The organism is Affinirhizobium capsici (assembly GCF_977018625.1).
The window spans coordinates 232554-258835 of the sequence record NZ_CDRNXD010000007.1 but is presented as its reverse complement, the minus strand read 5'-3'; the positions used below and the strand labels follow the sequence as shown (position 1 = coordinate 258835).

At 58.5% G+C, this 26282-nt stretch carries 26 protein-coding genes, 1 tRNA gene and 1 riboswitch; of the genes, 14 read left to right on the top strand and 13 right to left on the bottom strand.

Annotated features, from left to right (window positions below):
• Positions 1-654, bottom strand: coding sequence for a thiamine diphosphokinase (locus AC0JZ1_RS19465; RefSeq protein ID WP_471884092.1), 654 nt, complete (start codon positions 652-654; stop codon positions 1-3).
• 185 nt (positions 655-839) lie between these two features.
• Positions 840-918: riboswitch (SAM riboswitch) on the top strand.
• Between the two features lie 39 nt (positions 919-957).
• Between AC0JZ1_RS19465 and metA the strand changes: the two genes are divergently transcribed.
• From metA to AC0JZ1_RS19450, 3 genes are all read left to right on the top strand, one after another.
• Positions 958-1878, top strand: a complete 921-nt coding sequence (gene metA, locus AC0JZ1_RS19460) for a homoserine O-acetyltransferase MetA (RefSeq protein WP_471884091.1) — start codon at positions 958-960, stop codon at positions 1876-1878.
• Positions 1879-2062: 184 nt separating this feature from the next.
• The gene (locus AC0JZ1_RS19455) at positions 2063-3082 is read left to right on the top strand and encodes an aldose epimerase family protein (protein ID WP_471884090.1); all 1020 of its coding nucleotides are present in this window, start codon (positions 2063-2065) and stop codon (positions 3080-3082) included.
• Positions 3083-3097: 15 nt separating this feature from the next.
• Entirely contained in the window at positions 3098-4267 is a 1170-nt protein-coding gene (locus tag AC0JZ1_RS19450; RefSeq protein ID WP_471884089.1) for an aminotransferase, read from the top strand.
• Here AC0JZ1_RS19450 and AC0JZ1_RS19445 read toward each other — a convergent pair whose 3' ends face one another.
• The 6 genes from AC0JZ1_RS19445 to AC0JZ1_RS19420 all read right to left on the bottom strand — a co-directional run bounded on the left by AC0JZ1_RS19445 (position 4268) and on the right by AC0JZ1_RS19420 (position 8995).
• Positions 4268-4936, bottom strand: a complete 669-nt coding sequence (locus tag AC0JZ1_RS19445; RefSeq protein ID WP_471884088.1) for an exopolysaccharide biosynthesis protein — start codon at positions 4934-4936, stop codon at positions 4268-4270.
• Positions 4937-5087: 151 nt separating this feature from the next.
• Complete coding sequence (locus AC0JZ1_RS19440; RefSeq protein WP_471884087.1) at positions 5088-5669, bottom strand: DUF2076 domain-containing protein; 582 nt, start codon at positions 5667-5669, stop codon at positions 5088-5090.
• A gap of 34 nt (positions 5670-5703) precedes the next feature.
• Positions 5704-6414 (bottom strand): Bax inhibitor-1/YccA family protein, encoded by a 711-nt coding sequence (locus tag AC0JZ1_RS19435; protein ID WP_471884086.1) that lies wholly within the window; start codon positions 6412-6414, stop codon positions 5704-5706.
• A 27-nt stretch (positions 6415-6441) separates the two neighbouring features.
• Positions 6442-7212 carry an anti-sigma factor family protein gene (locus AC0JZ1_RS19430; RefSeq protein WP_471884085.1) on the bottom strand — a complete coding sequence of 257 codons (771 nt, stop codon included), beginning with the start codon at positions 7210-7212 and terminating at the stop codon, positions 6442-6444.
• Complete coding sequence (locus tag AC0JZ1_RS19425; RefSeq protein WP_471884084.1) at positions 7199-7747, bottom strand: sigma-70 family RNA polymerase sigma factor; 549 nt, start codon at positions 7745-7747, stop codon at positions 7199-7201. Before AC0JZ1_RS19425 ends, AC0JZ1_RS19430 begins: the two co-directional genes overlap by 14 nt.
• A 54-nt stretch (positions 7748-7801) precedes the next feature.
• The gene (locus AC0JZ1_RS19420; protein ID WP_471884083.1) at positions 7802-8995 is read right to left on the bottom strand and encodes a citrate/2-methylcitrate synthase; all 1194 of its coding nucleotides are present in this window, start codon (positions 8993-8995) and stop codon (positions 7802-7804) included.
• Positions 8996-9075: 80 nt separating this feature from the next.
• Between AC0JZ1_RS19420 and AC0JZ1_RS19415 the strand changes: the two genes are divergently transcribed.
• Both AC0JZ1_RS19415 and AC0JZ1_RS19410 read left to right on the top strand, forming a co-directional pair.
• On the top strand, positions 9076-10176 hold the full coding sequence (locus AC0JZ1_RS19415) for a citrate synthase/methylcitrate synthase (protein ID WP_471884082.1): 1101 nt from the start codon (positions 9076-9078) through the stop codon (positions 10174-10176).
• A gap of 436 nt (positions 10177-10612) precedes the next feature.
• The gene (locus tag AC0JZ1_RS19410) at positions 10613-10735 is read left to right on the top strand and encodes a hypothetical protein (RefSeq protein ID WP_471884191.1); all 123 of its coding nucleotides are present in this window, start codon (positions 10613-10615) and stop codon (positions 10733-10735) included.
• 6 nt (positions 10736-10741) lie between these two features.
• On the opposite strand, the gene nadC is transcribed toward AC0JZ1_RS19410, so the two are convergent.
• The 5 genes from nadC to AC0JZ1_RS19385 form a co-directional block, all read right to left on the bottom strand.
• Positions 10742-11599: a carboxylating nicotinate-nucleotide diphosphorylase gene (gene nadC, locus AC0JZ1_RS19405; RefSeq protein ID WP_471884081.1), complete on the bottom strand. Its 858-nt coding sequence runs from the start codon at positions 11597-11599 to the stop codon at positions 10742-10744.
• A 12-nt stretch (positions 11600-11611) separates the two neighbouring features.
• On the bottom strand, positions 11612-13150 hold the full coding sequence (locus tag AC0JZ1_RS19400) for an L-aspartate oxidase (RefSeq protein WP_471884080.1): 1539 nt from the start codon (positions 13148-13150) through the stop codon (positions 11612-11614).
• Entirely contained in the window at positions 13147-14121 is a 975-nt protein-coding gene (gene nadA / locus AC0JZ1_RS19395; RefSeq protein WP_471884079.1) for a quinolinate synthase NadA, read from the bottom strand. The genes AC0JZ1_RS19400 and nadA overlap by 4 nt, the downstream gene beginning before the upstream one ends.
• Positions 14122-14189: 68 nt before the next feature.
• On the bottom strand, positions 14190-15128 hold the full coding sequence (locus AC0JZ1_RS19390) for an NUDIX hydrolase (RefSeq protein ID WP_471884078.1): 939 nt from the start codon (positions 15126-15128) through the stop codon (positions 14190-14192).
• Positions 15129-15239: 111 nt separating this feature from the next.
• Positions 15240-15314: transfer RNA gene (locus AC0JZ1_RS19385), tRNA-Gly, on the bottom strand.
• A 315-nt stretch (positions 15315-15629) separates the two neighbouring features.
• Between AC0JZ1_RS19385 and AC0JZ1_RS19380 the strand changes: the two genes are divergently transcribed.
• The 4 genes from AC0JZ1_RS19380 to AC0JZ1_RS19365 all read left to right on the top strand — a co-directional run bounded on the left by AC0JZ1_RS19380 (position 15630) and on the right by AC0JZ1_RS19365 (position 18156).
• The gene (locus AC0JZ1_RS19380; protein ID WP_471884077.1) at positions 15630-16136 is read left to right on the top strand and encodes a prolyl-tRNA synthetase associated domain-containing protein; all 507 of its coding nucleotides are present in this window, start codon (positions 15630-15632) and stop codon (positions 16134-16136) included.
• Positions 16137-16191: 55 nt separating this feature from the next.
• The gene (trxA, locus tag AC0JZ1_RS19375; protein ID WP_471884076.1) at positions 16192-17208 is read left to right on the top strand and encodes a thioredoxin; all 1017 of its coding nucleotides are present in this window, start codon (positions 16192-16194) and stop codon (positions 17206-17208) included.
• 82 nt (positions 17209-17290) lie between these two features.
• The gene (locus AC0JZ1_RS19370) at positions 17291-17959 is read left to right on the top strand and encodes an LON peptidase substrate-binding domain-containing protein (RefSeq protein WP_471884075.1); all 669 of its coding nucleotides are present in this window, start codon (positions 17291-17293) and stop codon (positions 17957-17959) included.
• Positions 17960-17967: 8 nt separating this feature from the next.
• On the top strand, positions 17968-18156 hold the full coding sequence (locus AC0JZ1_RS19365; protein WP_377401723.1) for a Trm112 family protein: 189 nt from the start codon (positions 17968-17970) through the stop codon (positions 18154-18156).
• 9 nt (positions 18157-18165) lie between these two features.
• On the opposite strand, the gene AC0JZ1_RS19360 is transcribed toward AC0JZ1_RS19365, so the two are convergent.
• Positions 18166-19380 (bottom strand): ubiquinone biosynthesis hydroxylase, encoded by a 1215-nt coding sequence (locus AC0JZ1_RS19360; protein WP_471884074.1) that lies wholly within the window; start codon positions 19378-19380, stop codon positions 18166-18168.
• A gap of 86 nt (positions 19381-19466) precedes the next feature.
• Here AC0JZ1_RS19360 and tesB point away from each other — a divergent pair, with 86 nt between their 5' ends.
• From tesB to AC0JZ1_RS19335, 5 genes are all read left to right on the top strand, one after another.
• Complete coding sequence (gene tesB, locus AC0JZ1_RS19355) at positions 19467-20345, top strand: acyl-CoA thioesterase II (RefSeq protein ID WP_471884073.1); 879 nt, start codon at positions 19467-19469, stop codon at positions 20343-20345.
• Positions 20346-20568: 223 nt separating this feature from the next.
• Positions 20569-20907 (top strand): P-II family nitrogen regulator, encoded by a 339-nt coding sequence (locus AC0JZ1_RS19350; protein ID WP_471884072.1) that lies wholly within the window; start codon positions 20569-20571, stop codon positions 20905-20907.
• A 29-nt stretch (positions 20908-20936) separates the two neighbouring features.
• Positions 20937-22301, top strand: a complete 1365-nt coding sequence (locus AC0JZ1_RS19345) for an ammonium transporter (RefSeq protein ID WP_471884071.1) — start codon at positions 20937-20939, stop codon at positions 22299-22301.
• A gap of 246 nt (positions 22302-22547) precedes the next feature.
• Positions 22548-25208: an FtsK/SpoIIIE family DNA translocase gene (locus AC0JZ1_RS19340; RefSeq protein WP_471884070.1), complete on the top strand. Its 2661-nt coding sequence runs from the start codon at positions 22548-22550 to the stop codon at positions 25206-25208.
• A gap of 227 nt (positions 25209-25435) precedes the next feature.
• Entirely contained in the window at positions 25436-26023 is a 588-nt protein-coding gene (locus AC0JZ1_RS19335) for an outer membrane lipoprotein carrier protein LolA (protein ID WP_471884187.1), read from the top strand.
• The last annotated feature ends 259 nt before the right edge of the window (positions 26024-26282 follow it).

Below are 26282 nucleotides of genomic sequence, written 5' to 3'. Positions count from 1 at the left end.
TCAAGCTCCGCTGCGGTCGTAAGGGCGGGCCAAGAGCAGGGCACGGCCTTTCGACAGGGTTACGGAGATCACGCCTTCCGCTACGTTGGAAATGGTGCGCGATGAACCGAAGGTCAATTTGAAATTCTTCAGCGGGTAGCGGGCATTGCGGATTGAAAGTCCCTCCAGCGCCGTGAAGCCAAGCACGGAAAACAGCGCGCCTTTCGGCAGGTCCAGTTCCATGCCGCCATCATTGCACAGCGGAAAGGCCTCTTCATCGCCGGAGGTCAGCATCACTTCGAAATTATCTTCCGCGAGGCTGAGAGCCGAAAGATAATGCTGCAACACATGGTCCGACCGTTCGCCACCCAGAGCACCCACCAGGATCAAGCGTTCCGCCCCGCGAGAAATCGCCTCCGCAATGGCAATCTCGCCATCGGTCGCTGCCTTGGAAACGGGGTAGGCGCGACGCTCCACCTTCGGATAGGCGGCTTTGAGCGCATCATCACTGGAATCGAAATCACCCACCCAGATTTCCGGCGTCAAGCCTAGCGGTTGCGCATGGCGAATGCCGCTATCGGCCGCAATCACACGGCTGCCGCTGGTCACGGCGCGAAGTCTATCGGTGACGGTAATGTTGCCGCCAAGCAGAATGGAAAAGGTCGGTGTGCTCATGCGCCAGCCCATAGCCTATTCGGCCCCGCGAAGCAAAGCACTTGCGTGCGTGGTTGACTTGGCTTTGTGGGTGTTTCAGGGGATAATCGCTGACTGGTGATAAAGCGCTTTGGTCGTGTGAGGTGTGATGACCACACGACCTTCCCTCGGTCTGATTGACGTATTGGGAAGAAGCGCCTATTTAGAATTCTCATCGTGGTGATTTGGCCGGTCGGCTTGCAGCCACGTTAAACAAGTGGCTAAAAAGACCGGGTATGAAACCGGTCCGTTGTGACCGGTTTTTTTGTTTGTCGAGTTCGAACCATGCCGATCAAGATTCCAGATACCCTGCCTGCCTTTGAAACTTTGGTCAGCGAAGGCGTGCGGGTCATGACCGAAACGGTCGCCGTGCGCCAGGATATCCGCCCGCTGCAAATCGGTCTGCTGAACCTGATGCCGAACAAGATCAAGACGGAAGTGCAGATGGCGCGTCTCGTGGGCGCATCGCCGCTGCAAGTGGAGCTTTCGCTGGTGCGCGTCGGTGGGCACAAGGCGAAGAACACGTCGGAAGAACATCTTCTCTCCTTCTACAATACCTGGGAAGAAGTGAAGCATCGCAAGTTCGATGGCTTCATCATCACAGGCGCGCCGGTGGAGCTTCTTCCCTACGAGGAAGTCACCTACTGGGATGAGATGCAGCAGATCTTTAATTGGACCGCCACCAATGTCCACTCCACGCTGAATGTGTGCTGGGGGGCAATGGCTGCCATCTATCACTTCCATAAAGTGCCAAAGCATGAGTTGAAGGCGAAGGCCTTCGGAGTTTATCGCCACCGCAATCTCTGCCCGTCATCCATCTACCTGAACGGCTTCTCCGATGATTTCCAGGTCCCTGTGTCTCGCTGGACCGAGGTTCGTCGCGCCGATATCGAGAAGGTGCCGGGCCTTGAGATCCTGATGGAATCGGAAGAAATGGGCGTGTGCCTGGTGCATGAGAAAAAGTGCAACCGGCTCTATATGTTCAATCACGTCGAATATGATTCCACCTCGCTGGCGGATGAATATTTCCGCGATGTGAATTCGGGCGTGCCGATCAAGATGCCGCACAATTACTTCCCGCACAATGACGTGGCGCTGACGCCGCAGAACCGCTGGCGCAGCCACGCGCATCTGTTCTTCGGCAACTGGATCAACGAGATCTACCAGACCACGCATTATGATCTGGACAAGATCGGAACGGTCTAAAGCATGTCGCGCAAAGGTGTGCAGCGGTTTTGCGATAACGACATGCGCTAAACCAGCTATTTGAAGCGCGTGGCATGAGACTGACGAGCCGCAACGTGCTTTAAAAGCCGCTTTTGCGCATTGCAGTGCATTCGAAAATGGCGCAGTTTGCCGCCCGGTTTCAAAGCATGACAGGAAGACAGGCATGACGACGCAAGGCGAGATTTTCGGCACCACACCCAAGGGCGAAACCGTCTACCGGGTTAAGATTTCCGGCGGTGGGCTCACAGCGCATGTCATTACCTGGGGTGCCGTCATTCAGGATCTGCGTCTGGAAGGGCATGATGCGCCTCTGGTTCTGGGCTTCAAGAATTTCGAGGATTATCCGAAATATTCCTCTTACTTTGGCGCGACGCCGGGCCGCGTGGCCAACCGTATTGGCAAGGGTCAATTCACGCTGGATGGCAAGAGCTATCAGGTGGATCTGAACCAGGAAGGCAACACGCATCTGCATGGCGGAAGTGATGGCCTTGCCAAAACCAATTGGACCATCATCGCGCATTCGCCAAACAAGGTGATCCTTCAGGTGACGGATACGGATGGTCGCGGCGGCTATCCGGGTAATTGCACGGTCACGGCCACCTACGAGCTGAAGGATGACGGCGTTCTGAACGTTCTCTATGAGAGCGTGACGGATCAGCCAACGCTCGCCAATATCTGCCAACACACCTATTTCAACCTCGATGGCCGTGACGATATCCTCGGCCATGATATCATGATTGCCGCCGATCATTATCTCGAACTGGATGAGCATCAGGTGCCGACCGGCAAGCAGATTGCCGTTGAAGGCACGCCGATGGATCTGCGCCAGCTGGGCCCAATCCGCCGCGATGATGGCAAGGGCCATCAGGTGGAGTTCGATCATAATTACTGCCTGTCCACGGAGCGCACGGAGAAGCGCTCCATTGCGCTCGTGCGCAGTGTCAATTCCGGCGTGTCGCTTGAAGTTCGCACCACAGAGCCCGGCGTTCAGCTTTATGCAGGCTTCAAACTGAAGCCCACGGTGCCGGGGCTCGCCGATAAGCTCTATGGACCCTATGCCGCTCTCTGCCTTGAAACGCAGATCTGGCCGGATGCCATCAATCATCAGGGCTTCCCGAATGCGGTCCTGCGTTCGGGCGAGGTTTTGCGGCAGGAAACGGATTACGTGTTCAGCAAAAGCTGAACAGGAAGACCGCCGATGGCCGGTTACAACCCGCTGATCGAAAGTATCTCACCTCCGCCCGTGCCTTCCGTTCAGGCATGGGCGCGCAGCTATGATCGTGCAATGGGATCGCTTATCGACCTGTCGCAGGCGGTTCCAGGCTATCCTCCACATCCGCAAATGCTCGAACTCTTGGGTCAGGCTGCTTCTTCGCGCGCATCCACCGGCTATGGCCCGATTGAAGGGGAGGCGGTCTTGCGAGCCGCCTATGCCGCCCATTTGGCAGGTGTCTACTCGGCTGCGCTGACGGCGGAAAACGTTCATATCACGTCTGGCTGCAATCAGGCTTTCATCTGCGCCGTCATGGCGGTGGCAGGTGCTGGCGATGCCGTCTTGATGACCAACCCCTACTACTTCAACCATCAGACGACCCTTGCCATGCTCGGCATTGGCACAAGGCTTGTGGCCTGTTCGGCAGAACGCGGCTTTCTGCCAAGAGTGGAGGATATCGCAGGCGCCATCACCCCCAAGGTCAAGGCCTTAGCACTCGTGTCGCCCAATAACCCAACAGGCGCGGTCTATCCCCCTGCATTGTTGGAAGAGATTGCAGACCTCTGCCAGAGCCACGGTATCTGGCTTATTCTGGATGAGACCTATCGCGATTTTCTACCCGATGCTGAAGCGCGGCCGCATTCACTGTTTTCCCAGCCGGACTGGCAGGATCACATAGCCTCGCTCTACAGCTTCTCCAAGAGCTTCTGCATTCCGGGGCATCGGCTGGGTGCCATCACGGCAGGTCCCGACTTTGTGCGCCAGGTCGCCAAGATCATGGATAACCTGCAAATCTGCGCACCACGGGCAGCACAGACTGCTGTGGCAGAGGCCATCCCACGTCTCCAATCCTGGCGTGAGGAAAACCGGCAGGAAATCATGCGGCGGGCGGATGCGTTGCGAGCCGTGATGGTTGAGCTTCCGGGCTGGCAGCTAGACGCCATTGGCGCTTACTTCGCCTTCATTCGCCATCCTTATGAGGGAAAGTCCTCAGCAGAGGTGGCGGAGGCACTGGCGAAAAATGTGGGCGTTTCCTGCATTCCTGGCAGCTACTTCGGTGAGGGGCAGGAAAGTTATCTGCGTTTTGCCTTCGCCAATGCAGATGTCGAAGGCATCAGCGCGCTGGGTCAGCGTCTTTCATCCTTCGCCTTGTAATCAGGTGAAGATCGAGGCGGCAAAAAACAGGATCGCCTTGAAGATGGCGTAGATCACGCCTGCCACGAGGAAGAGGGAGACGATGCCTAAGCCGATGCCAAGCAATACCCACAGCCCGTCTTTTTCCAGAATGCCGAAGGCCATGATGCAAAGAGCTACCGCCGGCAGCATGTTGCCGAGCGGAATGGGCAGTGCCAGAATGATCGACAGGACCAGGCAGAAAACGCCGATAGCCTTTTCCATGCCGGGGGAAGAGAGCGCGGAGAGGCGGGGCTTCAGCATGCGCTCTGCCTTGGCAATCCATGGTTCGATCTTACCGACCATTCCCGCGAAATCGGACCGCAGCATTGAGCGTTTCGCAATGAGTTGCGGCAGCCACGGCTTTCTTCCAAGCGCCATTTGAAGGCTGAGGAACACCAGTGGAATGCCCAGAATGGCAGAGGTTCCCGGCGGCGTGGGGATCGTGTTCGGCATGGCAAAGATGAAGATCAGCGCTCCAAAAGCGCGATCCTTCATTGCTAGCAACAGGTCGCTGACGGCGATCCTATCGCGGGAGGCATCGTCCGCCAATTCGCGCAAAATATGGGAGAAGCTGCTTGGCCGCTCCGGTTCAGGACCTCGCTCACTGTCGGCATCCGAAAAGACTGGCGAAGGTTCTGGAAGGGCCATGAAATTCTCAATGAGCCGCGAACGGCTGGTTGATGATGGAAGAAGTCTTGCCATCCAAAGGTGGCCATTTCATTGCAACTTTATGAGGTATTCATGAAAACGGGGCGCTCAAAACGGGTTTGAGCGCCCCCTATTCGTCGATCATCAATGATCAGAACTGCATATCTTCATCCATGCCGCCGTCGTCCACGGGTTCTTCCGCGGGCGTTTCGGCCGCCTGGGCTTCGTCACCGCCCAGCATTCCCGCAATCGCATTGCCGAGCAGCACGCCACCGGCCACGCCCATGGCCGTTTGGGCCGCACCGGCCAGAAAGCCGCCGCCACGGGCTGGCTGTGCGTGGCCAAAGCCCTGTGCCTGCTGGGGCTGTGCGCCCCATGGGTTGCGCGGGCCTGCCTGCGGGCCATTGGGCATCATGCCCTGTGGACCTTGTGTTTGCGGTGCGGGGCGTGCTGGCTGCGTTCCGCTGCCAAACAGGCTGGAGAAGAAACCGCCACCAGATGCCGGGCGGGAGGAAAGCTGGTACTCCAGTTCCTCTATCCGTCTCTGCGCATCGTTCAGCGCCTGCTCCTGCACAACGATCGTCTGCGCCATAAAGTAAGGGGCTCCTGGCTGGCTGGCGATGCGATCACGAATGAAGGCATCCGCTTCCGCATCGCGCGGTCCCGACTGGCTCTCCACATGGGAGAGCTTGCCGAAAAGCCCCTCGATCGCCTGGCGGTCGTTGTAGTCCATCGATGAATTCCTCCTTGGGGTTCGGTTGGACTGTTTACTCTTCGCGCTGGCCGGTCAGGCTCAGCAGAAGCTGGAAGATGTTGACGAAGTTGAGGTACAGCGACAGCGCACCGAAGACGGCAAGCTTCTGCTGGCTCTCCTGATCGAAGTTCTCTGCATACTGTTCCTTGATGTTCTGGGTATCCCAGGCGGTCAGGCCGACGAAGACCACGATACCGATCACCGATACGGCGAACTGCAGGGCGCTGGAGCCAAGGAAGATGTTGACGATCGAGGCGATCATCACACCGATCAGACCCATGATCAGGAAGGAGCCGAATTTCGCGAGATCACGCTTCGTCACGTAGCCATAAAGGCTGGTTGCGCCGAACATGGTGGCGGCAATGAAGAAGGTGCGGGCGATGCTCGTGCCTGTGTAGACGAGAAAGACCGAGGCGAGCGAAAGGCCCATCACGCCGCAGAAGGCCCAGAAGGTCATCTGCGCGGTGGAGGCTGACATTGTCTGGATCTTGAACGAGAAGAAGAAGACAAAGGCCAGCGGTGCCAGCATCACCACCCACTTCAGCGGGCTGGAGAAGATCGGCACATAAAGGGCAGGCGTCGTGCCCACGATGAAGGCAACGATGCCGGTGATGATCAGGCCAAGGCCCATATAGTTGTAAACGCGCAGCATGTGCTGGCGCAGTCCCTCGTCAAATGCGGCCTGGGACTGGACTGCCGAATTGTATCCGAAACGCGGATTCATGGCGTACTCCTGTTAGGTTAAGGGTGATTAATAGAGAGAACGGGCCAAACGCTCCGCTTCTTCACGAAGCTGCGGGGCATTCTGCCGTTCTGAAACCAGCGCGTAGGCAACCTCGCCAATCTGCCAGTATGAGGCTTCCACAGCGCCTTCCCGGGCCTGCGTGACCGGCTGCACGGCAAAGAAGCCTGGGCGCACGGCAAACAGCGAAAGCTTTGTCTGGCCTTCATCCAGCAGCGACATTTCCACGCTTGGTCCGAAAGCGGATGGGAAAATCTGCACGTCGCTGACCTTCCAGTCCTTCGGGATCTGTGGAACGACAATCGCCGTTGCCGAGCGAATTTCCGCCGCATCGAAGCGGGATGAGCCTTGCGAACTCATGCTCTCCCGAAGCGCTGTCGTGCTATGGGCACGGATTGCCTCCTCCACGAAGGCGGGTGCCGGTGTCGAGGCTTCAACGCGCGATACCGTGAGCGGGCCGTAAAGATTGCTCAGCATCCAGCCCGCCGCTACCAGCGCCACCGTGGCGGCCAGCCTCTGTAGCGGGCGCAAGTAAGCCCCGCGAGACAAGGCAGCCTGAAGGCGGCGTGCGGCTTCCCGCGTATCGGCCCGGCCATGATGGTGGCTATCGGCAAGCGCGAGACGAAGCTCGCCCTTGATGGCCAGATCCGCCATCACGCGTGCGGCAATCTCCGGGTTTTCAGAGAGATAAGCCTCCACCTCAATACGGCGGCTGGCATCCAGCTGATCATCCACATAGGCCTCGATATCGGAGGTCTGGATCGGGTCAACGGGGTTCATCGCGCCCTCCTTCAATGACTTTGAGATGGTTGGCATCCAGCGGCTTGCGCCCGCTTTCCTCAAATTCGCGCAAGCGCTGGCGCGCGCGCGAAATACGCGACATCAGCGTGCCGACGGGAATGGAAAGGGCTGCCGCCGCTTCCGAATAGGAAAGCCCTTCAATCGCCACCAGATGCAGCGCATCGCGCTGTTCTTCCGGCAGGGCAAAAAAGGCCTCCCGCAACTGTTTCAGGCGGATCGATTGATCCGGGTCCGGGTGATGCGCGGTTTCTGAAACCTCTGCTGCCGCATGGTGGCGGTTGTCGCTGGATTTCTGGCGGCGCAGCCGGTCAATGTGGGTGTTATGAACGATGGAGAGCAGCCAGTTGCGCAGGTTGCCGCCCGTGCGAAACGTGCTCTTGCGCTCATAGGCTTTCACCAGCGCATCGTGAACCAGATCTTCCGCGTCATCCGCATTGCGAACGAGCGAACGGGCGTAACGCCGAAGCGTTGCCAGCTGGTTCAGAACATCGAACGGGTTTCTCTTGTCGCTCATGCCCCAGTATACGGAGCGGCGCTAAAATTTATTCCGCATCAAGGACGATTTTTTTCAAACACCCACATAGCGGGCGCGGGGACGGATCAGCTTCTCGTCCTTCATCTGCTCCAGCGCATGGGCAATCCAGCCTGTGGTGCGGGCAATGGCAAAAAGGGCAAGGGCACTTCCGCGCGGCAGGTTGAGGCTGCGGCGCAGGCTCACCAGCGCCACATCGCAGGTGGGCATCTGGCCCGCCGTCTCCAGCATCGCCTTCAACAGCGCCTCTCGCCGCTGATCCGGCGGCAGAAATGGCAGAATGCCAGAGGCTCTCGGATCGCCACCGGGATAAAGCGGATGGTGAAAGCCGGGAATGGTTTCGCCACGGCGCAAGCGTTCTTCCACCACGCGCTCCGCATTGCCATCGCGCTCCATCTCGTCAAATAGCAGTTCCACAAGGCTGGTCATGCCACCGTGCATGGGACCACTGAGTGCAGAGAGGCCCGCATTAATGCAGGCGCCGAGCGATGCGCCAGTGGATGCCACCACCCGCACAGCAAAGGCCGATGCGTTCAGTTCATGATCCGCCTGCAACACCAGAGCGCGGCGGATCAAATCCGTGCCTCTCTCGTCCAGCCCCCAATGGTTCGCGAGATAGAGGTGAACCGGCAGCGCACTTGGCTGTTGAGAAATCGAAGCCGCCGCAACGGCGCGCAACAAAACTGCGGCACTTGGCCAAAGCCGCTTGTGCTCACGTTTCCAGGCAGTCATCCGGCCTGCCTCCACCAGCGGCAAAAGCGCTTGGCATCGCTCCGTCAGGGGCAGCGGTTCCGCCAAATTCAACAAAGGTTGCGGCCAGTGCGCCGGTGCCGCCTTCTCGTCGGCAAAAGGATCAGCCTCTCCGCAATCCCACAGCAGACGGGCAACATCTTCCAGAGTCTGCGTCTCGGCAAAGTCAAGCGCGTTGCGGCCTTTGTATCGAAGCTCACCATCTGCAATCTCGGTGATAGAGGATTCCAGAACCGGTAGCCCCCAATCCAGCGTGGTGGCGGCAACTTGGGCAGGCCGGCGGCCAACCTTCTTGCGCTTCTTCAACGCCTCAATGTCATGAGCGCTGTAAAGCTTTCGCCGCGGGTCATCCGCCGCTCCGCTGGTTTGAATGAATCCACGGCTCACATAGGCATAGAGCGTCGCCCGGTTAATGCCGAGTTCTGCCGCCGCACGATCCGCGCTGATGAACTTGTCCTTGTGCTGCATAATCTCTGACATTGATTATATTTATCAAGATTGACGATATATGTGCGCTGCAACATCCTCCTGTCAATGTTTGATGTTGAAGGAGATTTGCCATGTCGAAGCCAAACCTGATCAGCCAGCCTGCAAGCCCCGGCCTTGATGATGTGGTGGCAGCGGAAACCATGCTCAGCCATGTGGAGGGCCAAGCGGGCGAACTTATCATTCGCGGCTATCATCTGGCGGAACTGGCGGATTGGAGTTTCGAACAACTGCTGGAACTGCTCTGGGCAGATCAGACACCGCAGGTTCTCACCGCAAAGCACATCAAGTCAGCTCTTGGCCAGGCCCGGCCCAAGGCTTTCAAGATCATGCAGCCGCTCTTGCCCCACCTGAAAGGCCTTGCGCCTGTGGAAGCGCTGCGGCTTCTGCTCTCTGCCCTGCCGGATGCAGCACCGGAGCCACATCATATTCTGGCGGTCGCCGCCGTTCCCGTCTTTGCCGCAGCCATTGCGCGGCAGGAGGCAGGCTTAAGCCCCGTTGCCCCCAATGCTTCTCACAGCCATGCGGCAGATTTCATCGCCATGCTGCGCAACGAGGAACCACAGCCAGCCCAGGTGAAGGCGCTCGATACCTATCTCGTTACCGTTTCCGATCACGGCTTCAACGCCTCCACCTTTGCCGCCCGCGTCATTGCCTCCACAAAAGCCGGAATGTTTTCCTCCGTGGTCGGCGGGCTGTGCGCCTTGAAAGGCCCGCTGCATGGCGGTGCGCCGGGGCCGGTTCTGGATATGCTCGATGCGATTGGCCATGATGCCCGCATTCAGCCATGGTTGCAGAATGCCTTGGCGCAGGGCGAACGGCTTATGGGCTTTGGCCACCGCATCTACCGCGTGCGCGATCCACGCGCCGATGTGTTGAAAGCTGCCGTCTCCACGCTTAAAGACGGCTCGAATCGCATCGCCTTCGCTGGCAAAGTCGAAGAGGCAGCACTCGCCCTGTTGAAGGAGAAAAAGCCGCTCCGCCCCCTCCAGACCAATGTGGAATTCTACACCGCACTTCTTCTCGAAGCCGTCGGCTTCCCAAGATCCAGCTTCACCAATGTTTTCGCCGCCGGCCGCATGGCAGGCTGGACCGCCCATGTGCTGGAACAAGAACAAACCGGCCGCCTCATCCGCCCCCAATCCCGCTATGTCGGGCCAAGGGCGGGGGGATGATGGGGGAGGAAGGGGAGTGCCCGCTTTCGGCCCGAAGCGGTAATTGATCCCGACATTTGCGACGATTACACTTGTGCCATGAGAAAATTGCACAAAGCAATCACGTTCATTTTAAGCACAATCGGGCTGATCCTCGGTGGCTGGCTCGGCTATGAACTCGCAGGCCCAATCGGGGTATTGGTATTCACACCGCTTGGCGCTTTGGCCGGGTTGGTTGTCAGCATTCTCAACTGGCGGCTGCTCCATCTTTTTGGATGACCCCAATTGGCGCTTTCCAGCCAAGTCAGTCTTACTGAAACCCATGTGGGCCAGCCCACAAAACTTAGGAATCCCCAAACTCCCAACCCAAACTTGATCTGCGTCAAGATGGCCGATGTCGCCTGCGCTGCTTTCCAGCTACTGCTCACACGAACTTAAACAGTGCTGAGTGATACACATGCAGTCGTCTGATATGTGGGATTGGTTTCCCTTCGTTTTCTTCCCGCTGAAAATCCTCGTGCTCGGGGTCGGCATGTTCTACGCCATCAAATGGCACCATGATCAGGCGAAGAAAGGGTGAGTTGCCTCACCCATTCGCCTCCCAATCCAGCCCGATATCCAGCACCGGGGCGCTGTGGGTGATCCAGCCCACGGAGAGCAGATCGACGCCGCTTTCGGCAATGGCGCGGGCGGTTTGAGGGGTTATGCCGCCGGAGGCTTCGGTCAGCGCTCTGCCGTGTACGATGCTCACAGCTTCGCGCAACCGGTCCGGGGTCATATTGTCGAGAAGCACGGCATCCACGCCTTCTTCCATCGCCTCGCGCAACTGGTCGAGCGTGTCCACTTCCACCTCGATTTTCACCATGTGGCCGGCGGCGGCCTTGGCGCGGCGAATGGCGGTTTGAATGCCGCCTGCAATCGCGATGTGATTGTCTTTAATCAGGATGGCATCATAGAGCGCAAAGCGATGGTTGATGCCGCCGCCCGCCCGCACGGCATATTTTTCCAGGGCGCGAAGCCCCGGCGTTGTCTTGCGGGTGCAGGCGAGTTTCGCCTTCGTGCCGGAAATGGCATCCACGATGGAGCGGGTGACACTCGTAATACCGGAGAGATGGCCCATGAAGTTCAGCGCCGTTCGCTCCGCCGTCAAAAGCGCGTGCGAGGGGCCTTCCACAGTCGCAATGATTGCGCCGGGTTCCAGCCGTTCGCCATCCTGAATGTGGTGGGTCATGCGGATCGTGGGGTCGATCAGTTCAAAAGCAAGCGCTGCCACATCCTGCCCTGCCAGACATCCCGGTTGGCGGGCGCGGAAAACGAGGGTGGAGCGATGCTCACGTGGCACGACGGCGGCGGAGGTAATGTCGCCCGCAGAGCCCAAATCTTCGTGTAGCGCAAGCCGCACTGCGGGTTCAAGAATAGGGCGGGGCAGAGGAATGAGCGACATCGTGAACGCACCTCATGCACTGCGGGCAAGCGGGGTTTCTCCCAGCTCATCCGCGAATTGAAGAATTTGCTGCATCGTCATGCGCCGGCGGCTTACTGTCTCAGCCTTTGCCGGATAATCGGTGCGCGCATGGGCGCCGCGTGATTCCTCCCGCAGCAGCGCGAAACTCGCGATGGACAGCCCTACCAGAGCCGGGTCGGCAGCGGGTGAATTCTGCTCCACCAGCGGTCGCAAGGCGGCGATCAACTGCCTGATCGCCTCGGCATCGCGCAAAACGCCAAGCGCGTTTGACACAAGGCGGCGAACGCTTGCAGCGGATGGTTTGGCGAACGACTTTGAGGTTCCGAACGTCGCTCCACCGCTCAGCGTCTGTCCTGCGATATCCTGCGCCGCCAGCCGTCCCATCACGGTTGCTTCCAGCAGCGAGTTGCTGGCCAGCCGATTGGCACCGTGCAGGCCGGTACAAGCGACTTCGCCCACAGCCCACAACCCTTCCACGCTGGTGCGGCCATTGATGTCCGTCGCAACCCCGCCCATGTGGTAGTGAACAGCAGGGCGAACGGGGATCGGTTCGCTTTCCGGGTTCACGCCCGCTTCGCGGCAAAGGGCGGAAATGCTGGGGAAGCGCGTGCTGAAATGTTGGCCCAGTGCCGGACGCGCATCGAGAAACACCTGCCGCCCGCGTGCAATTTCCGCGCTGATGGCGCGCGCCACGATATCGCGTGGGGCCAGTTCCTGGCCGGAAACGTCCACCATGAAGCGCTCACCCAGATTGTTGATGAGGTGTGCACCTTCACCCCGCACCGCTTCGCTGATCAGCGCCAGCGGCGTGCGGGAAGATGCTAGCGCCGTGGGGTGAAACTGCACGAATTCCATATCCGCAAGCACTGCGCCAGCCCGTGCGGCAAGCGCGATGCCGTGGCCGAAATTGCCTTGCGGATTGGTGGTGGCTTCAAACAGCCCGCCCACGCCACCCGTCGCCAGCACCACGGCGCGGGCCGCAAGCGCAAAGCTCTGGCCCTCCCGCTCCAGCGAAACACCTACGATGCGCCCATCCCGAACGATGAGGCACCTGGCTTGCGTGCCGGCAAGAACCGAGATGGAAGGCGTGGCCGTCACCCGCTCCGTCAGCGCCTTGATGATTGTCGCACCGGATGCATCGCCCTTGCCATGAACAATGCGGCGGCGGCTATGGGCGGCTTCAAGGCCAAGCGCCAGCGTGCCATCTGCTGTGCGATCAAATCGCACACCCTGCGCCTCCAGCCAATGAACGGCGTGGGAAGCTTGGTCCAGAATGCCTTTGGCAGCGGCCTCATCCACCAGCCCATCTCCAGCCGCCAGCGTATCGGCAAGGTGCAGTTGCGGGTTGTCATCCGCGCCCATGGCGGCGGCAATGCCACCTTGCGCCCAGGCGCTGGAGGTTTCCTCCCCCAACCCGCTGCGCGTGATGAGAAACACGGGCAAAGGGGCAAGGGAAAGGGCAGCAGTAAGCCCTGCCAACCCGCTGCCGATGATGACGACAGGGGCGTTTGATGTAAGGTGAGCGTTCATTTTACAGCCAACATACGTTCAACGGCGATACGGGCTTTGTCCGCTACTGCCGGGTCAACGGTCACTTCATGCGTGCCGTCTTCCAATGCCTTGCGGATGTTGGAAAGCGTGATGCGTTTCATATGCGGGCAAAGATTGCAGGGCCGCACGAAATCCACATCCGGGTGGTTGGCAGCCACATTGTCGCTCATGCTGCATTCGGTCAAAAGCACCACGCGCGGCGGCTTTTGGGTCGCCACGAAATCGGACATGACAGCCGTTGAGCCGGAGAAATCAGCCTCCAGCACCACGTCTGGCGGGCATTCCGGGTGCGCCAGAACAATCACGCCGGGATGGGCGTCCCGCAAATCGCGAATGTCCTGCGGCGTGAAAAGCTGGTGAACCTCGCAATGGCCCTTCCAGGCAATCAGCTCCACATGCGTCTCTCGTGCCACGTTCTGCGCCAGATATTCATCCGGGATCATCAGCACCTTCGGCACGCCGAGCGATTCGACAACTTCCTTGGCATTGCCGGAGGTGCAGCAGATATCCGATGCCGCCTTCACCGCAGCCGATGTGTTGACATAGGTGACGACCGGGACGCCCGGATGGGCGGCACGCAGCAGGGCTATATCCTCTGGCGTGATGGATTCGGCCAGCGAGCAACCGGCCTCCATGTCAGGGATCAGCACGGTCTTGGAGGGGTTCAGCAGCTTCGCTGTCTCGGCCATGAAATGGACGCCAGCCAGAACGATGATGTCCGCATCCACATCCATGGCTTTTCGCGCCAGCGCCAGACTATCGCCAACAATATCGGCCACGCCGTGGAAAATTTCAGGTGTTTGGTAATTGTGGGCAAGAATGACGGCATTTTTCTCATGCTTCAGTCGCAGAATGGCCTCGACATCGGCCTCATGCGACATCCACTCCGCCTTCGACATGATGCGGCTGACACGATCGTAGAGGGTTAAAGCGGGAACGACGGAATTCATGCGAACCTCCTTTTATACTCGATTTGAGTATATGGTAGTCAAAGACATATTCTCAATCAGAGTTTATGTCAATTGCGGGAAAGAGGCAGCTTTGATCCGGAAAAGGCACGTTCTTCCAGAACGGCATGGCGGTAACGGAAAAGCTTCGCAGGGCGGCCGCCGGTTTCGCCGGTCATCTCCCCCGTCTCCTCGATCAATTGGTGCGAATCGATCAGGCGGCGGAAGTTCGGTTTATGCAGTGTCAGCCCCGCCAAAGCCTCCACAGTGCGCTGCAATTGCAAGAGCGTGAAGCTCTCGGGCATCAGTTCGAACACGACAGGGCGATATTTGATTTTTGCCCGAAGCCGCGCAATGCCGGTGGCGAGAATGCGTCGATGATCGGCAAACATGGCGCGTCCGGTTTGGGGCAGGGGGTCGCCGCTCGCCTCCTCCACCAGCCCGGCTTCAAACATCAGCTCGTAGCGGTGGAGAATAAGATCCTCATTCCACGGGGAATCATTCTGGCCGAATGTGAAATCGATTCGCCGCTGGCGGTGCTCCCGTCGCAGCGCATCCCGCTTTGACCAATCCTTCAGGCTGGTAAGAATTGTTGCCAATACCTCCGGCTCTCCTTTGCGATGGTCCTCCCAGGGAAAATACTCATACCACCCATGCCAGCCGGGTTTTCCCGCTCCCGGTGCCGCCTGTTCGCGCACAAGACCGAGATAGCTAATGGAAATGGTGCGAGATTGTGCTTCATCCGGCGTGCGGTCGCGGTCCGCAAAGGTATAGAGCTGTTCAAGATAGCCAACAGGATGGCCAGTCTGGTCGCCAACCCATTCGCGAAGGCCAGCCTGAAGGCTGCGATGCGCCAGCTCAAAAGGGCCGGAGGGAAGGGTATTGCCGGAACGAATGGTCATCACGCGCGGCTCATCGCCGGTCACGGCGGCAAGAACGGCAATCAGTTCGGCATGAGCCAATCCACCAGACAAAGCATACTCCTGAAAATCAGCGGTCACGAGCCACATGGGATGTGGGCTTGATACGCATCATTCAGCGCAATTCGGCTGTTTGGTCAAATTGGTTTGCTAAGGTTCATCTGGAAAATTCGTCTTCTATTCTCTCTAGTTGAGAGAGAATGGAGCGGGCGAAGGGATTCGAACCCTCGACCCCAACCTTGGCAAGGTTGTGCTCTACCCCTGAGCTACACCCGCTCATCATTCCATCGGTTCGGGGTAGTTCGCTGAACCGTGGGTCGCTCGCTTGCGGCGACGGGGGCTATATGGCCCAACTGATTTTTGAATGCAACAGGGAAATGACATGAATGGCGATAATTTCGAATTTTTTCCGTAACCGACTGTATGTAAAGGGTAATTTTTAGAAGCTGTCCATGTGGCACTGGCAATCTGCCGCTTTCTGAATGGTTCGATGCCGCTGGCTGTTGAACCGGGCCAAGAGGAATGGTCTATGTTTTCCAACCCTCACAGGTGCCGTATCGGCACCTCCTCACATGAAACGCGGAACTGCACATGACCTTACCTGCAAAGACCAAGGACGAACTCTTCGCCTATCTGGATGAGCTTAAGATCAACCACGGCACCAAGTCGCATCCGCCGGTTTTCACGGTGGCTGAATCGGAAAGCCTGCGGGATGAAATTCCCGGCGGGCACACCAAGAATCTCTTCGTGAAAGACAAGAAGGATCGCTTCTTCGTCATTACGGTGGAAGAGCGTGCCAGCGTCGACTTAAAGCAGGTGCACAAGATCATCGGCGCATCGAGCCGTGTTTCCTTTGGCAGCCCGGAAAAAATGCTGGAATATCTTGGCGTTGTTCCGGGTTCCGTTACGGTTTTCGGGGCCATCAACGATACCGGCAACCAGGTCACCTTCGTGCTGGATGAAGATCTGATGCGCCATGACATCATCAATGGTCACCCTCTAACCAACGATGCGACCACCTCCATCGGGAGGGATGATCTGGTGCGGTTCCTGAAGGCGACGGGACATGAGCCGCTTGTCTTGAAAGTGACGGACTGACATACGATCTTTGCGAGTAGCAAACGAACAGGCACAAAGCCCCGGGGAGACATCCATGAGCGGTCCAAACAATCCGTACAGCAGCGGTTATGGAAGCCAGATGAGCGGCACGATGAGTTACGCATCAGCATCTGCCTCCGGCTCTGCATCAGCATCTGCCTCCGCGGGCTCCGCAACTGCATCAGTCTCAGGGGGCGATCTCATCAAGGACACGACGACCGCCGCATTCGCCAGGGATGTGATGGAGGAATCACGCCACCAGCCGGTTCTGGTGGATTTTTGGGCTCCTTGGTGCGGGCCCTGCAAGCAGCTAACTCCTGTTCTCGAAAAGGTCATCAATGAGGGCAAAGGCCGTGTAAAGCTGGTCAAGCTCAACATTGACGATCACCCATCCATTCCCGGCCAGCTTGGCATTCAGTCCATCCCGGCGGTCATTGCCTTCGTCAACGGTCGTCCCATGGATGGTTTCATGGGGGCGGTGCCCGAAAGCCAGATCCGCCAGTTCATCGACAAGATTGCGGGTCCCGCTGGTGCAGATGAGGCAGCGGAAATCGAATCGGTGCTGGAAGAGGCCAAGGGCCTGTTGTCCGCAGGCGATGTGGATGGTGCCGCCCAGCTTTATGCGGCCGTGCTTCAGGCCGATCCTGAAAACGCGAAGGCAGCGGCTGGCATGATCGAATGCCTCGTCACACTCGGCCATGCCGATCGTGCGCAGCAGATGCTGGAGTCCCTGCCGGAAGAGATCGCCTCGCAGCCTGAAATCCAGGCTGTTTCCCTAAAACTTCAGCAGATGGCTGAGGCTCGCAAGCTGGGTGATCCGGCAGTCTTCGAGCAGGACTTGTCCGTCAATCCTGACAATCACGAAACACGCATCAAACTGGCCAAAATCCGCAATGTGGAAGGCAAGCGCGATGAGGCAGCCGATCACCTTCTCTACATCATGAAGAAGGACCGCACCTTTGATGACGATGGTGCGCGGCGTCAGTTGCTTGAATTCTTCGAGGCCTGGGGCGTGAAGGACCCGGCCACGATTGCGGCGCGGCGCAAGCTGTCTTCTATTCTCTTCTCCTGAGAAGACGATGAGTGCGGCTCTACTCTTGTGAAAGAGTGTGGCCGCTCCACATAGTGGAAAAGCGTTGAGGGTGGGTACGTCGATGCATGTGGGTAACGCCAGATATGTCAAGCGCGAGGATTTGCCGGAAGCGGTTCCCGTTTTTCCGCTCACGGGTGCATTGCTGCTGCCCGGTGGCCAATTGCCACTCAATGTCTTCGAACCACGTTATCTTGCCATGTTCGATGCTGCTCTGGCCGGAGATCGGCTGATCGGCATCGTGCAGCCTGTTCTGGGCGAGGCAGGTGAGGGCATGCGCCCTGCATTGAGTTCTGTCGGCTGTCTTGGGCGGATCACGTCATTTGCGGAAACCGGTGACGGCCGCTACATCCTTTCGCTCAGCGGCGTCTGCCGCTTTCGCCTGATGGAAGAAGTTGGCGAGGGCCATCCCTATCGCACTGTCAATATCATGCCATTCATGAGCGACCTTTCAGCAGAGGATGACGAAACCTCTGTTGATCGGCAGGAATTGCTGCGCGTCTTCAAGGCCTATCTTGATGCCAACAAGCTCGAGGCCGATTGGGAAAGCGTGGAGCGTGCTGGCAATCGAACACTGGTCAATTCGCTCTCCATGATGTCACCCTTCGGCCCTGCTGAAAAACAGGCTTTGCTCGAAGCCCCGGACCTGAAAACCCGTGCCGAAACATTGATTGCCATTACCGAAATTCTGCTGGCGCGTGATTTTGGCGATTCCGACACCATTCTCCAATAGGCGTTGCGATGGATGAAAATCTCGCCAAGGTCGATCCGAAGCTACTCGATCTTCTCGTCTGCCCTCTCGGCAAGACACGGCTCGTCTATAGCCGCGAGACCAACGAGCTGATTTCCGAAACGGCACGCCTGGCTTATCCCATCCGCGATGGCATTCCCATCATGCTGGTCTCAGAGGCTCGTCGTATCGAGGATTGAGGCAAAGCCTCAGATTGTCTCGCCCTGAAGCAGGCGCGGATTGTTGGGGGCCTTGGTGCCAGCTGCTTCCTGAATAAAGTAGTTTTTCAGCTTCGGCAGGCGTTCCACCAGTCCAAGGCCCAGATCGCGTGCCATGCGCAGCGGGCCGATATCATTGGAGAACAGACGGTTCAATACATCGGTGGTCACACCCATGCGGAAGGTGTCGAAGCGCCGCCAAGCCTGATAACGCTCCAGAATGTTAAGCGCACCGATGTCGAGGCCCAGCCGGTCTGCCTCGACAATGGTTTCCGCCAATGCTGCCACATCCTTGAAGCCGAGGTTCAATCCCTGGCCGGAAATGGGGTGGATGCCGTGGGCGGCGTCACCGGCCAGCGCAAGGCGTGGCGATACGAAAGCGCGGGAAAGTGTGAGGCCGAGTGGGAAGGCTTTTTTCCCACCGATCACTGTTAACGCACCAAGCTTGTGGCCAAATCGGCGCTGAAGTTCTTCTTCGAAAATCAGATCGTCGGAAGCGACCAGCCGGTCAGCATCCGCTGTGCGTTCCGTCCACACGAGAGATGAGCGGTTTCCCGTGAGCGGCAAAATGGCAAATGGGCCAGACGGCAGGAAATGTTCCTCAGCACAGCCTTCATGCGGACGCTCATGTTCAACCGTCGTTACAATGCCAGATTGGCCATATTCCCAGCGCACGGTCTTAATGCCCGCCATATCGCGCAGCTTGGAGCGAACACCATCGCAGGCAACCACAAGGCGGCTTTCCAGCGTGTCGCCATTGGAAAGGGTCAGTATGGCCGAGGTCGGCCCGGCATTGAAGCCGGTTGCCGATACGCCATGGCGGATGGAAATGCCCATTTGTTCGCATGCGCCGCGCAACGCCCGCACCATGGCAACATTCGGCACCATATGCGCGAAAGGACGGCCTTCTTCCACATCGCCGTCAAAGGTCAGGAATACCGGGCGCACGGGGTCTGCGGTGCGGGAATCGGTCACGATCATCCGGTTGATGGGCTGTGCTTCAGGCAGGATTTCCTGCCACACGCCCAGCACATCCAGCATGCGGGTGGCGGCGGCAATGATGGCGGAGGCGCGCTCGTCCTTTTGCCAAACGCTCTCCGGCGCGGCTTCGACAACCTCGATGGAAAGGTGCGGGGCTGCCTGTTTCGTGGCGACTGCAACTGCAAGGCCGACATATCCGCCGCCGACGATCACCATATCCAGCATCGCTAAACTCCTGCTGCCCTTGAGAATGTTTATCCTGACATATAGATCAACCTCAGCCCGCTTCCTACCGTTGGAGAGAGTTAAAAATGCCGCAGGCATCAGAGCAGCCCATGGACCAGTTGATCGAGACGCTCGATCTAGACCGTCTGGAAGAGAATTTGTTCCGGGGCGAAAGCCCGCAAATTGGCTGGCAAAGGGTGTTTGGTGGGCAAGTTATCGCGCAGGCCCTGATGGCCGCTCAGCGCACCACGGCAGATGATCGTTTCGTCCACTCACTTCACGGATATTTTCTGCTGCCTGGCGATCCCAAGGTTCCCATCGTCTATCAGGTGGAGCGTTTGCGCGATGGTTCGAGCTTCACCACGCGTCGGGTCACCGGCATCCAGCACGGCCGCGCCATTTTCGCGATGTCGGCTTCTTTTCAGATCGAAGAGCCGGGTTATGACCATCAGGTGGATATGCCTGACGTCAAACAGCCGGAACAGCTGATGCCAGAGGAAGAATTCCAGAAGATGTTCCTCGCCCATGCGCCGGAGCCAGTCAAGAAATACTGGGGTCGCAAGCGCCCTGTCGAGGTAAGGCCCGTCAGCCTCGTCCACTATGTCTCGGAAGAAAAGCTAAAGCCTGAGCAGCACATCTGGGTGCGGGCAACCGGTGCGGTGCCGGATGATCGCCACTTCCAGGCGGCGGTCCTTGCCTATCTCTCCGACATGACCCTGCTCGATACCTCGCTCTATCCCCATGGCCGTACCATTTTCGATCCGCGCATCCAGGCTGCCAGCCTCGATCATGCCATGTGGTTCCACCGGCCCTGTCAGCTCAATGATTGGCTGCTCTATACGCAAGATAGCCCGAGTTCCTCCGGTGCGCGCGGCATGACCCGGGGTGCGCTCTACACCCGCTCAGGAGAGCTTGTCGCATCGGTTGCCCAAGAGGGCCTGATTCGCAAACGAGCATCTGAGTGAAATTTAAGCATTGGCAAATTTTTGCACATAAATTGAGCGCCCAAAAGGCGCTCATTTGCATTTCCGTTGCGCGATTTTGTAAAAAATACGTAATTTCAACCATTTAGTAATGTGGCCAGAATCTGGCACGCCCTTTGAATGTAAAGCGCCAGTCGCTGCTGCACGCTTCTGCCAGCGGCAAGGAGAGTTCGGCGCTCGCCGATAACAAAGGACGGGAAACCACATGAAAATCGTGATGGCCATTATCAAGCCATTCAAGCTGGACGAGGTGCGTGAAGCTCTCACGGCTGTCGGCATCCAGGGCCTGACCGTAACCGAGGTCAAGGGTTACGGGCGCCAGAAGGGGCATACCGAAATCTACCGTGGCACGGAATATGCCGTCAGCTTCCTGCCAAAGCTGAAGGTCGAGATCGCAGTGGCTTCCGATCTCGTCGAGAAGGCCGTTGAAGCAATCGCATCGAGCGCCAAGACCGGCCAGATCGGCGACGGCAAGATCTTTGTTTACTCGATCGAGCAGGCTGTGCGCATTCGCACCGGCGAAACCAATACTGAAGCGCTGTAAGCACCGCTGATCCAGGGGAGTTTTTCTACATGTCGTTCAACAAGTTCCAATCCATGGCTGTCAGCGCCGGTGCCGCCGCCACAGCGCTTCTGGCGCCAGTCATTGCCTTTGCCCAGGATGCAGCCCCCGCTGCTGCTGCTGCCGCAGAAGCTGCTCCAACGCCTGCCAAGGGCGATTCGGCCTTCATGTTCATCTGCACCATTCTCGTGCTGTTCATGATCATTCCGGGTCTCGGCCTGTTTTATGGCGGCCTCGTTCGCGCCAAGAACATGCTGTCCGTCCTCATGCAGGTCACCGTCGTTGCCTGCGCTGCCATGATCCTCTGGGTCATCTACGGCTATTCGTTTGCCTTCGGTGGCGCGACCAATGCCTTCTTCGGCGGCACGGCCAAGATGTTCCTGGCGGGCGTCGATCCCACCACAACGGCTGCAACCTTCACCAAGGGTGTCGTCATTCCGGAATATATCTTCGTGATGTTCCAGATGACCTTCGCGGCCATCACGCCAGCGCTCATCGTCGGTGCCTTTGCGGAACGCATCAAGTTCTCGGCTGCTGTTCTCTTCTGCGTGCTCTGGGTCACCTTCGTTTATCTCCCAGTCGCACACATGGTGTGGGATGCCAACGGCCTGATCTTCGGCTGGGGCGCGCTTGATTTTGCGGGCGGCACGGTTGTTCACATCAATGCCGGTGTTGCAGGCCTGATCGGTGCCATCATGGTTGGCAAGCGTATCGGCTACGGCAAGGACATGATGGCGCCGCACTCCATGACGCTGACCTATGTCGGTGCAGCCATGCTGTGGGTTGGCTGGTTCGGCTTTAACGCCGGTTCCAACCTGGAAGCGTCCGGCGGCGCAATGCTGGCTACCGTCAACACCTTCGTTGCCACCGCCGCCGCAACGCTGTCATGGTGCGTCGTGGAAGCCGTCACACGCGGCAAGTCCTCCATGCTCGGTGCCGCTTCCGGCATGATCGCTGGCCTCGTCGCAATTACGCCTGCTGCCGGTATCGTCGGCCCCATGGGCGCCATCGTCATGGGCGTCATCGTATCCCCGCTCTGCTACTTCTTCGTCTCCGTGGTGAAGAACAAGTTTGGCTATGACGATACGGCAGACGTCTTTGGCGTTCACGGCGTAGGCGGCATGTTCGGTGCCATTGCAACCGGCATCTTCGCATCCGCTTCGCTCGGCGGCGTTGGCTATGTGGGCGAGCAGACCATGGGTGGCCAGGTCATCGTTCAGATCAAGGCTGTTCTGGTAACGCTTGCCTGGACAGGCATCGGTTCGCTGATCCTCTACAAGATCGTCGACGTGATCGTTGGCTTGCGTGTTCCGGCTGAAGCCGAGCGCGAAGGTCTCGACCTCGCTTCCCACGGCGAAGCGGCCTACCACTCCTGATGAATTTCGCCGCCTCTCACCGGGGCGGCGTCATCACATCCTTCCATTGCGGATTTCCCTCCGCTTGCTTGCCCGGTTCGAAAGAGCCGGGCTTTTTCATTTTGAAGTAAATATTAGCTCCACGGACGTGGTTAAAGCCGCGTTAACCAGAGCCGGGTTAGCTTTCCCATAATGAGGCGCAATCCGCGCGGGGTTTCCGCTGCGCATTGCACCATCGACCGCAACAGAACCATCGGGCAAGAAATCATGGGCAGAAGTACATCGGCAGCCATGGCGCACCATTCCACACGCCATGCCCTCGCCGCGTTCATCATGCGGCAGGTGCTGGCTCTATTGGGGTTTGCCATCTTCATCGGTTTGGCTGTTGCCGTCGCGGCACTTGCCACCTGGAACGTGGCCGATCCAAGCTTCTCTTATGCCACGGATAATGTGCCCACCAATCTCCTCGGCTTTCCCGGCTCTGTCTTTGCAGACATGATGATGCAGTTTTTGGGTCTTGCCAGCATTCTGGCGCTCCTGCCCATCCTGTCCTGGGCCTTGGCGCTCATCGTTGGCCGCAGCATCCGGCGTATGCCTGCGCGGCTCGCCGCCTGGGGTGTCGGCACCTTCATGGGCTCGGCCACGCTTGGCTGTTTTCCCGCTCCGCTCACCTGGCCCATTCCCAATGGCATTGGCGGTGTCATCGGTGATATGATCCTGCGCTTTCCGGCGCTCTTCATCGGCACCTATCCCACAGGCGTATTTGCCATGGCGCTGGGCGTGGTATTTGCAGTGCCAACGGCGGGTTTCCTCGCCTTTGCCGCTGGTCTCATCGGCAATGAAGAGGAAGAGATCGAAGAGGACGAAGACGAACCCTTTGCACCAAATCGTCGCAAGGCCCTCACGGCTGCCGATCTCGATGAGGATGACGAAGGCTTCAGCTTCGGCAATTTCGTGGCCTTCGGGGCCATGGCGCATTACTGGTACATCACGCAGGCGCGGTTCCGCCGCCTGTTCCGTCTAGGCCCGAAAAGCGCCAGCCGCTCTGCCACCTATGAGGCACCCTACGATTTCAACGAGGATGAGTTCGGCAAGCTGAATGAGCCGGTTCGGGCGAAGGTTCGTGCCGGCGATCGGCTTGAGCCGTCGCTGGATAGCTCCATGTCCGGCGTCATGGCCGCCCGCCGTCGCATTGCGCCGCCGTCGCTAGCTGCCGATGGCAACGATGAGGACGAGGATGATATGCCCGCCCGTCCCGCTGGTATTCTTGCCGACGATGATGATGAGCCGGCATTTTCGGCTCGTGCGCCGCGTGGCTCTGCCCGTGTTTCCGCCCCTGCCTCCGCACCGCGTCCGGGTGCGCGCGTCCAGCGGGAGGCGCAGTCCTCCTTCATCGATCCGGAAGGCTTCCAGCTTCCCTCCGTCCACCTTCTCGCAGAGCCTCGCCACATGGCCCGCGATGCAACGCTCTCTGCCGATGCGCTGGAGCAGAATGCCCGTATGCTGGAAGGCGTGCTGGAAGATTTCGGTGTGAAAGGTGAGATCATCCATGTGCGTCCGGGTCCGGTCGTCACGCTGTATGAGCTGGAGCCAGCGCCGGGTATCAAGTCCTCCCGCGTCATCGGTCTTGCGGATGACATTGCCCGCTCCATGAGCGCCATTGCAGCGCGTGTCGCTGTCGTTCCCGGTCGCAATGCCATCGGCATTGAGCTTCCGAACCAAACCCGCGAAACCGTTTACCTGCGCGAAATGATCGGCAGCCAGGATTTCGACAGCAGCAAGGCAAAGCTTGCCATGGCGCTGGGCAAAACCATCGGCGGCGAACCCGTCATTGCCGATCTTGCCAAGATGCCGCATCTCCTGGTCGCCGGGACCACGGGTTCCGGTAAATCGGTTGCAATCAACACCATGATACTGTCGCTGCTCTATCGCCTGTCGCCGGAGAAGTGCCGCCTGATCATGATCGATCCGAAGATGCTCGAGCTTTCCGTCTATGACGGTATCCCGCATCTCCTGTCCCCTGTCGTCACAGATCCAAAGAAGGCAGTCGTTGCGCTCAAATGGACCGTCCGCGAGATGGAAGAGCGCTACAAGAAGATGTCGAAGATCGGTGTGCGCAACATCGATGGCTTCAACAGCCGCGTGGAACAGGCCATTGCCAAGGGCGAGGTGCTGACCCGCACCGTGCAGACCGGCTTTGACCGTCAGACCGGCGAAGCCATGTATGAGACGGAAGAATTTGATCTGAAGCCCATCCCCTATATCGTCGTCATTATCGATGAAATGGCTGACCTGATGATGGTGGCGGGCAAGGATATCGAAGGTGCGGTGCAGCGTCTGGCGCAGATGGCGCGTGCGGCGGGCATCCATGTCATCATGGCAACCCAGCGTCCGTCGGTCGATGTCATTACCGGCACGATCAAGGCCAACTTCCCCACTCGAATTTCCTTCCAGGTTACCTCCAAGATCGATAGCCGCACCATTCTGGGCGAGCAGGGTGCCGAGCAACTGCTCGGAATGGGCGATATGCTCTATATGGCGGGCGGCGGGCGTATTCAGCGCGTTCACGGCCCCTTCGTCTCGGATAACGAGGTGGAAGAAATTGTCTCCTACCTCAAGACACAAGGCTCACCGCAATATCTCGATGCCATCACCGCAGATGATGACGACGATGGTGAAGGCGGTGGCGGTCCGGCTGGCACGGCAAATCTTTCCGATTCGGAAGATCCCTATGATCAGGCGGTTGCCATCGTGCTCAGAGACGGCAAAGCCTCCACCTCCTACATCCAGCGCCGTCTGGGTATCGGTTATAACCGCGCTGCCTCGCTGATCGAACGCATGGAGCAGGAGGGTATTATCGGTCCCGCCAATCATGCGGGCAAACGCGAGATACTGGTGCCGACGGAGGCTGATATCATCGAAAGGTGATGATGAAGCAGCCATTCGGGAACCGGAGCGAGGATATTGCCGTTGCCGGGTTTGAAATTCCTGTCCATGACAACAATGTCATTGGCACCAAGCACTTTACCGGATAACGGCGTCACAGAGACGCCGCCTTTTTCGGCCAGAACGATGCGTGCCAGACCGCCGCGTGAAGGAGAATAACAACCATGTCGACCCGAGTGTCCCCCGCTACTCTGCAACGTCGCCACATCATGCTGGGTCTGGCGGGTCTCGGCGCTGGTGCGCTGGTTGGGTTTCCCGCACTGGCGCAAAGCACCGCCACGGCGCAAAAAATTGCCGATCACTTCTCCTCGGTAAAAACGATGACAGGCGAATTCGTGCAGTTCGGCCCGCGCGGCGAACAGACCGGCGGCAAGTTCTTCATCGAGCGTCCCGGCAAGCTTCGGTTCAACTTTGAAGATCCGTCGCCCATCCGTGTCATTTCCGACGGCGATAATGTGGTAATCGGCAATCTCAAGCTGAAGACCTGGGATATCTATCCACTGTCCAAAACACCGCTCAGCCTGCTGCTGGCCAACAAGATCGACCTGTCGAACCAGATGGTGCGTAACGTCAAGGAAGAGTCCGATCTCGTCACCATCGTGCTGGGCAACAAGACCGTGTTTGGCGATTCCACCATCACCATGATGTTCGATCCAAAGACCTTTGATCTGCGCCAGTGGACCATCACCGATGTGCAGGGCAAGGATACCTCTGTCATGATCTACAACGTCCAGACGGGCGTTCGCTTCGACGATAAGGTATTCACCATCCCCTACAACGAAGTTCATAAGCTCTAAGAATTTCCGATGGCGGGCTGCAAATGGCGCCGTCTGCGCTTCCGGTGCTTGACTACATTTAAGTACGCTCCGCTCCGGTTCTCGACGCCACCATTTTCGCCACGCCATCGAAAATTCTGGCTTCGTGCTGGCGGGCTGCGCTATGCGCAAACCTCGCCACACGTTTTCTCCCCCCTTGTGGGGGATATGGCGGCAGCCAGAGGGGGCTTAATCCGCTCTCAAGTGCTCACGCCCTTGCCCTCAACCCTCAAAACGGCCT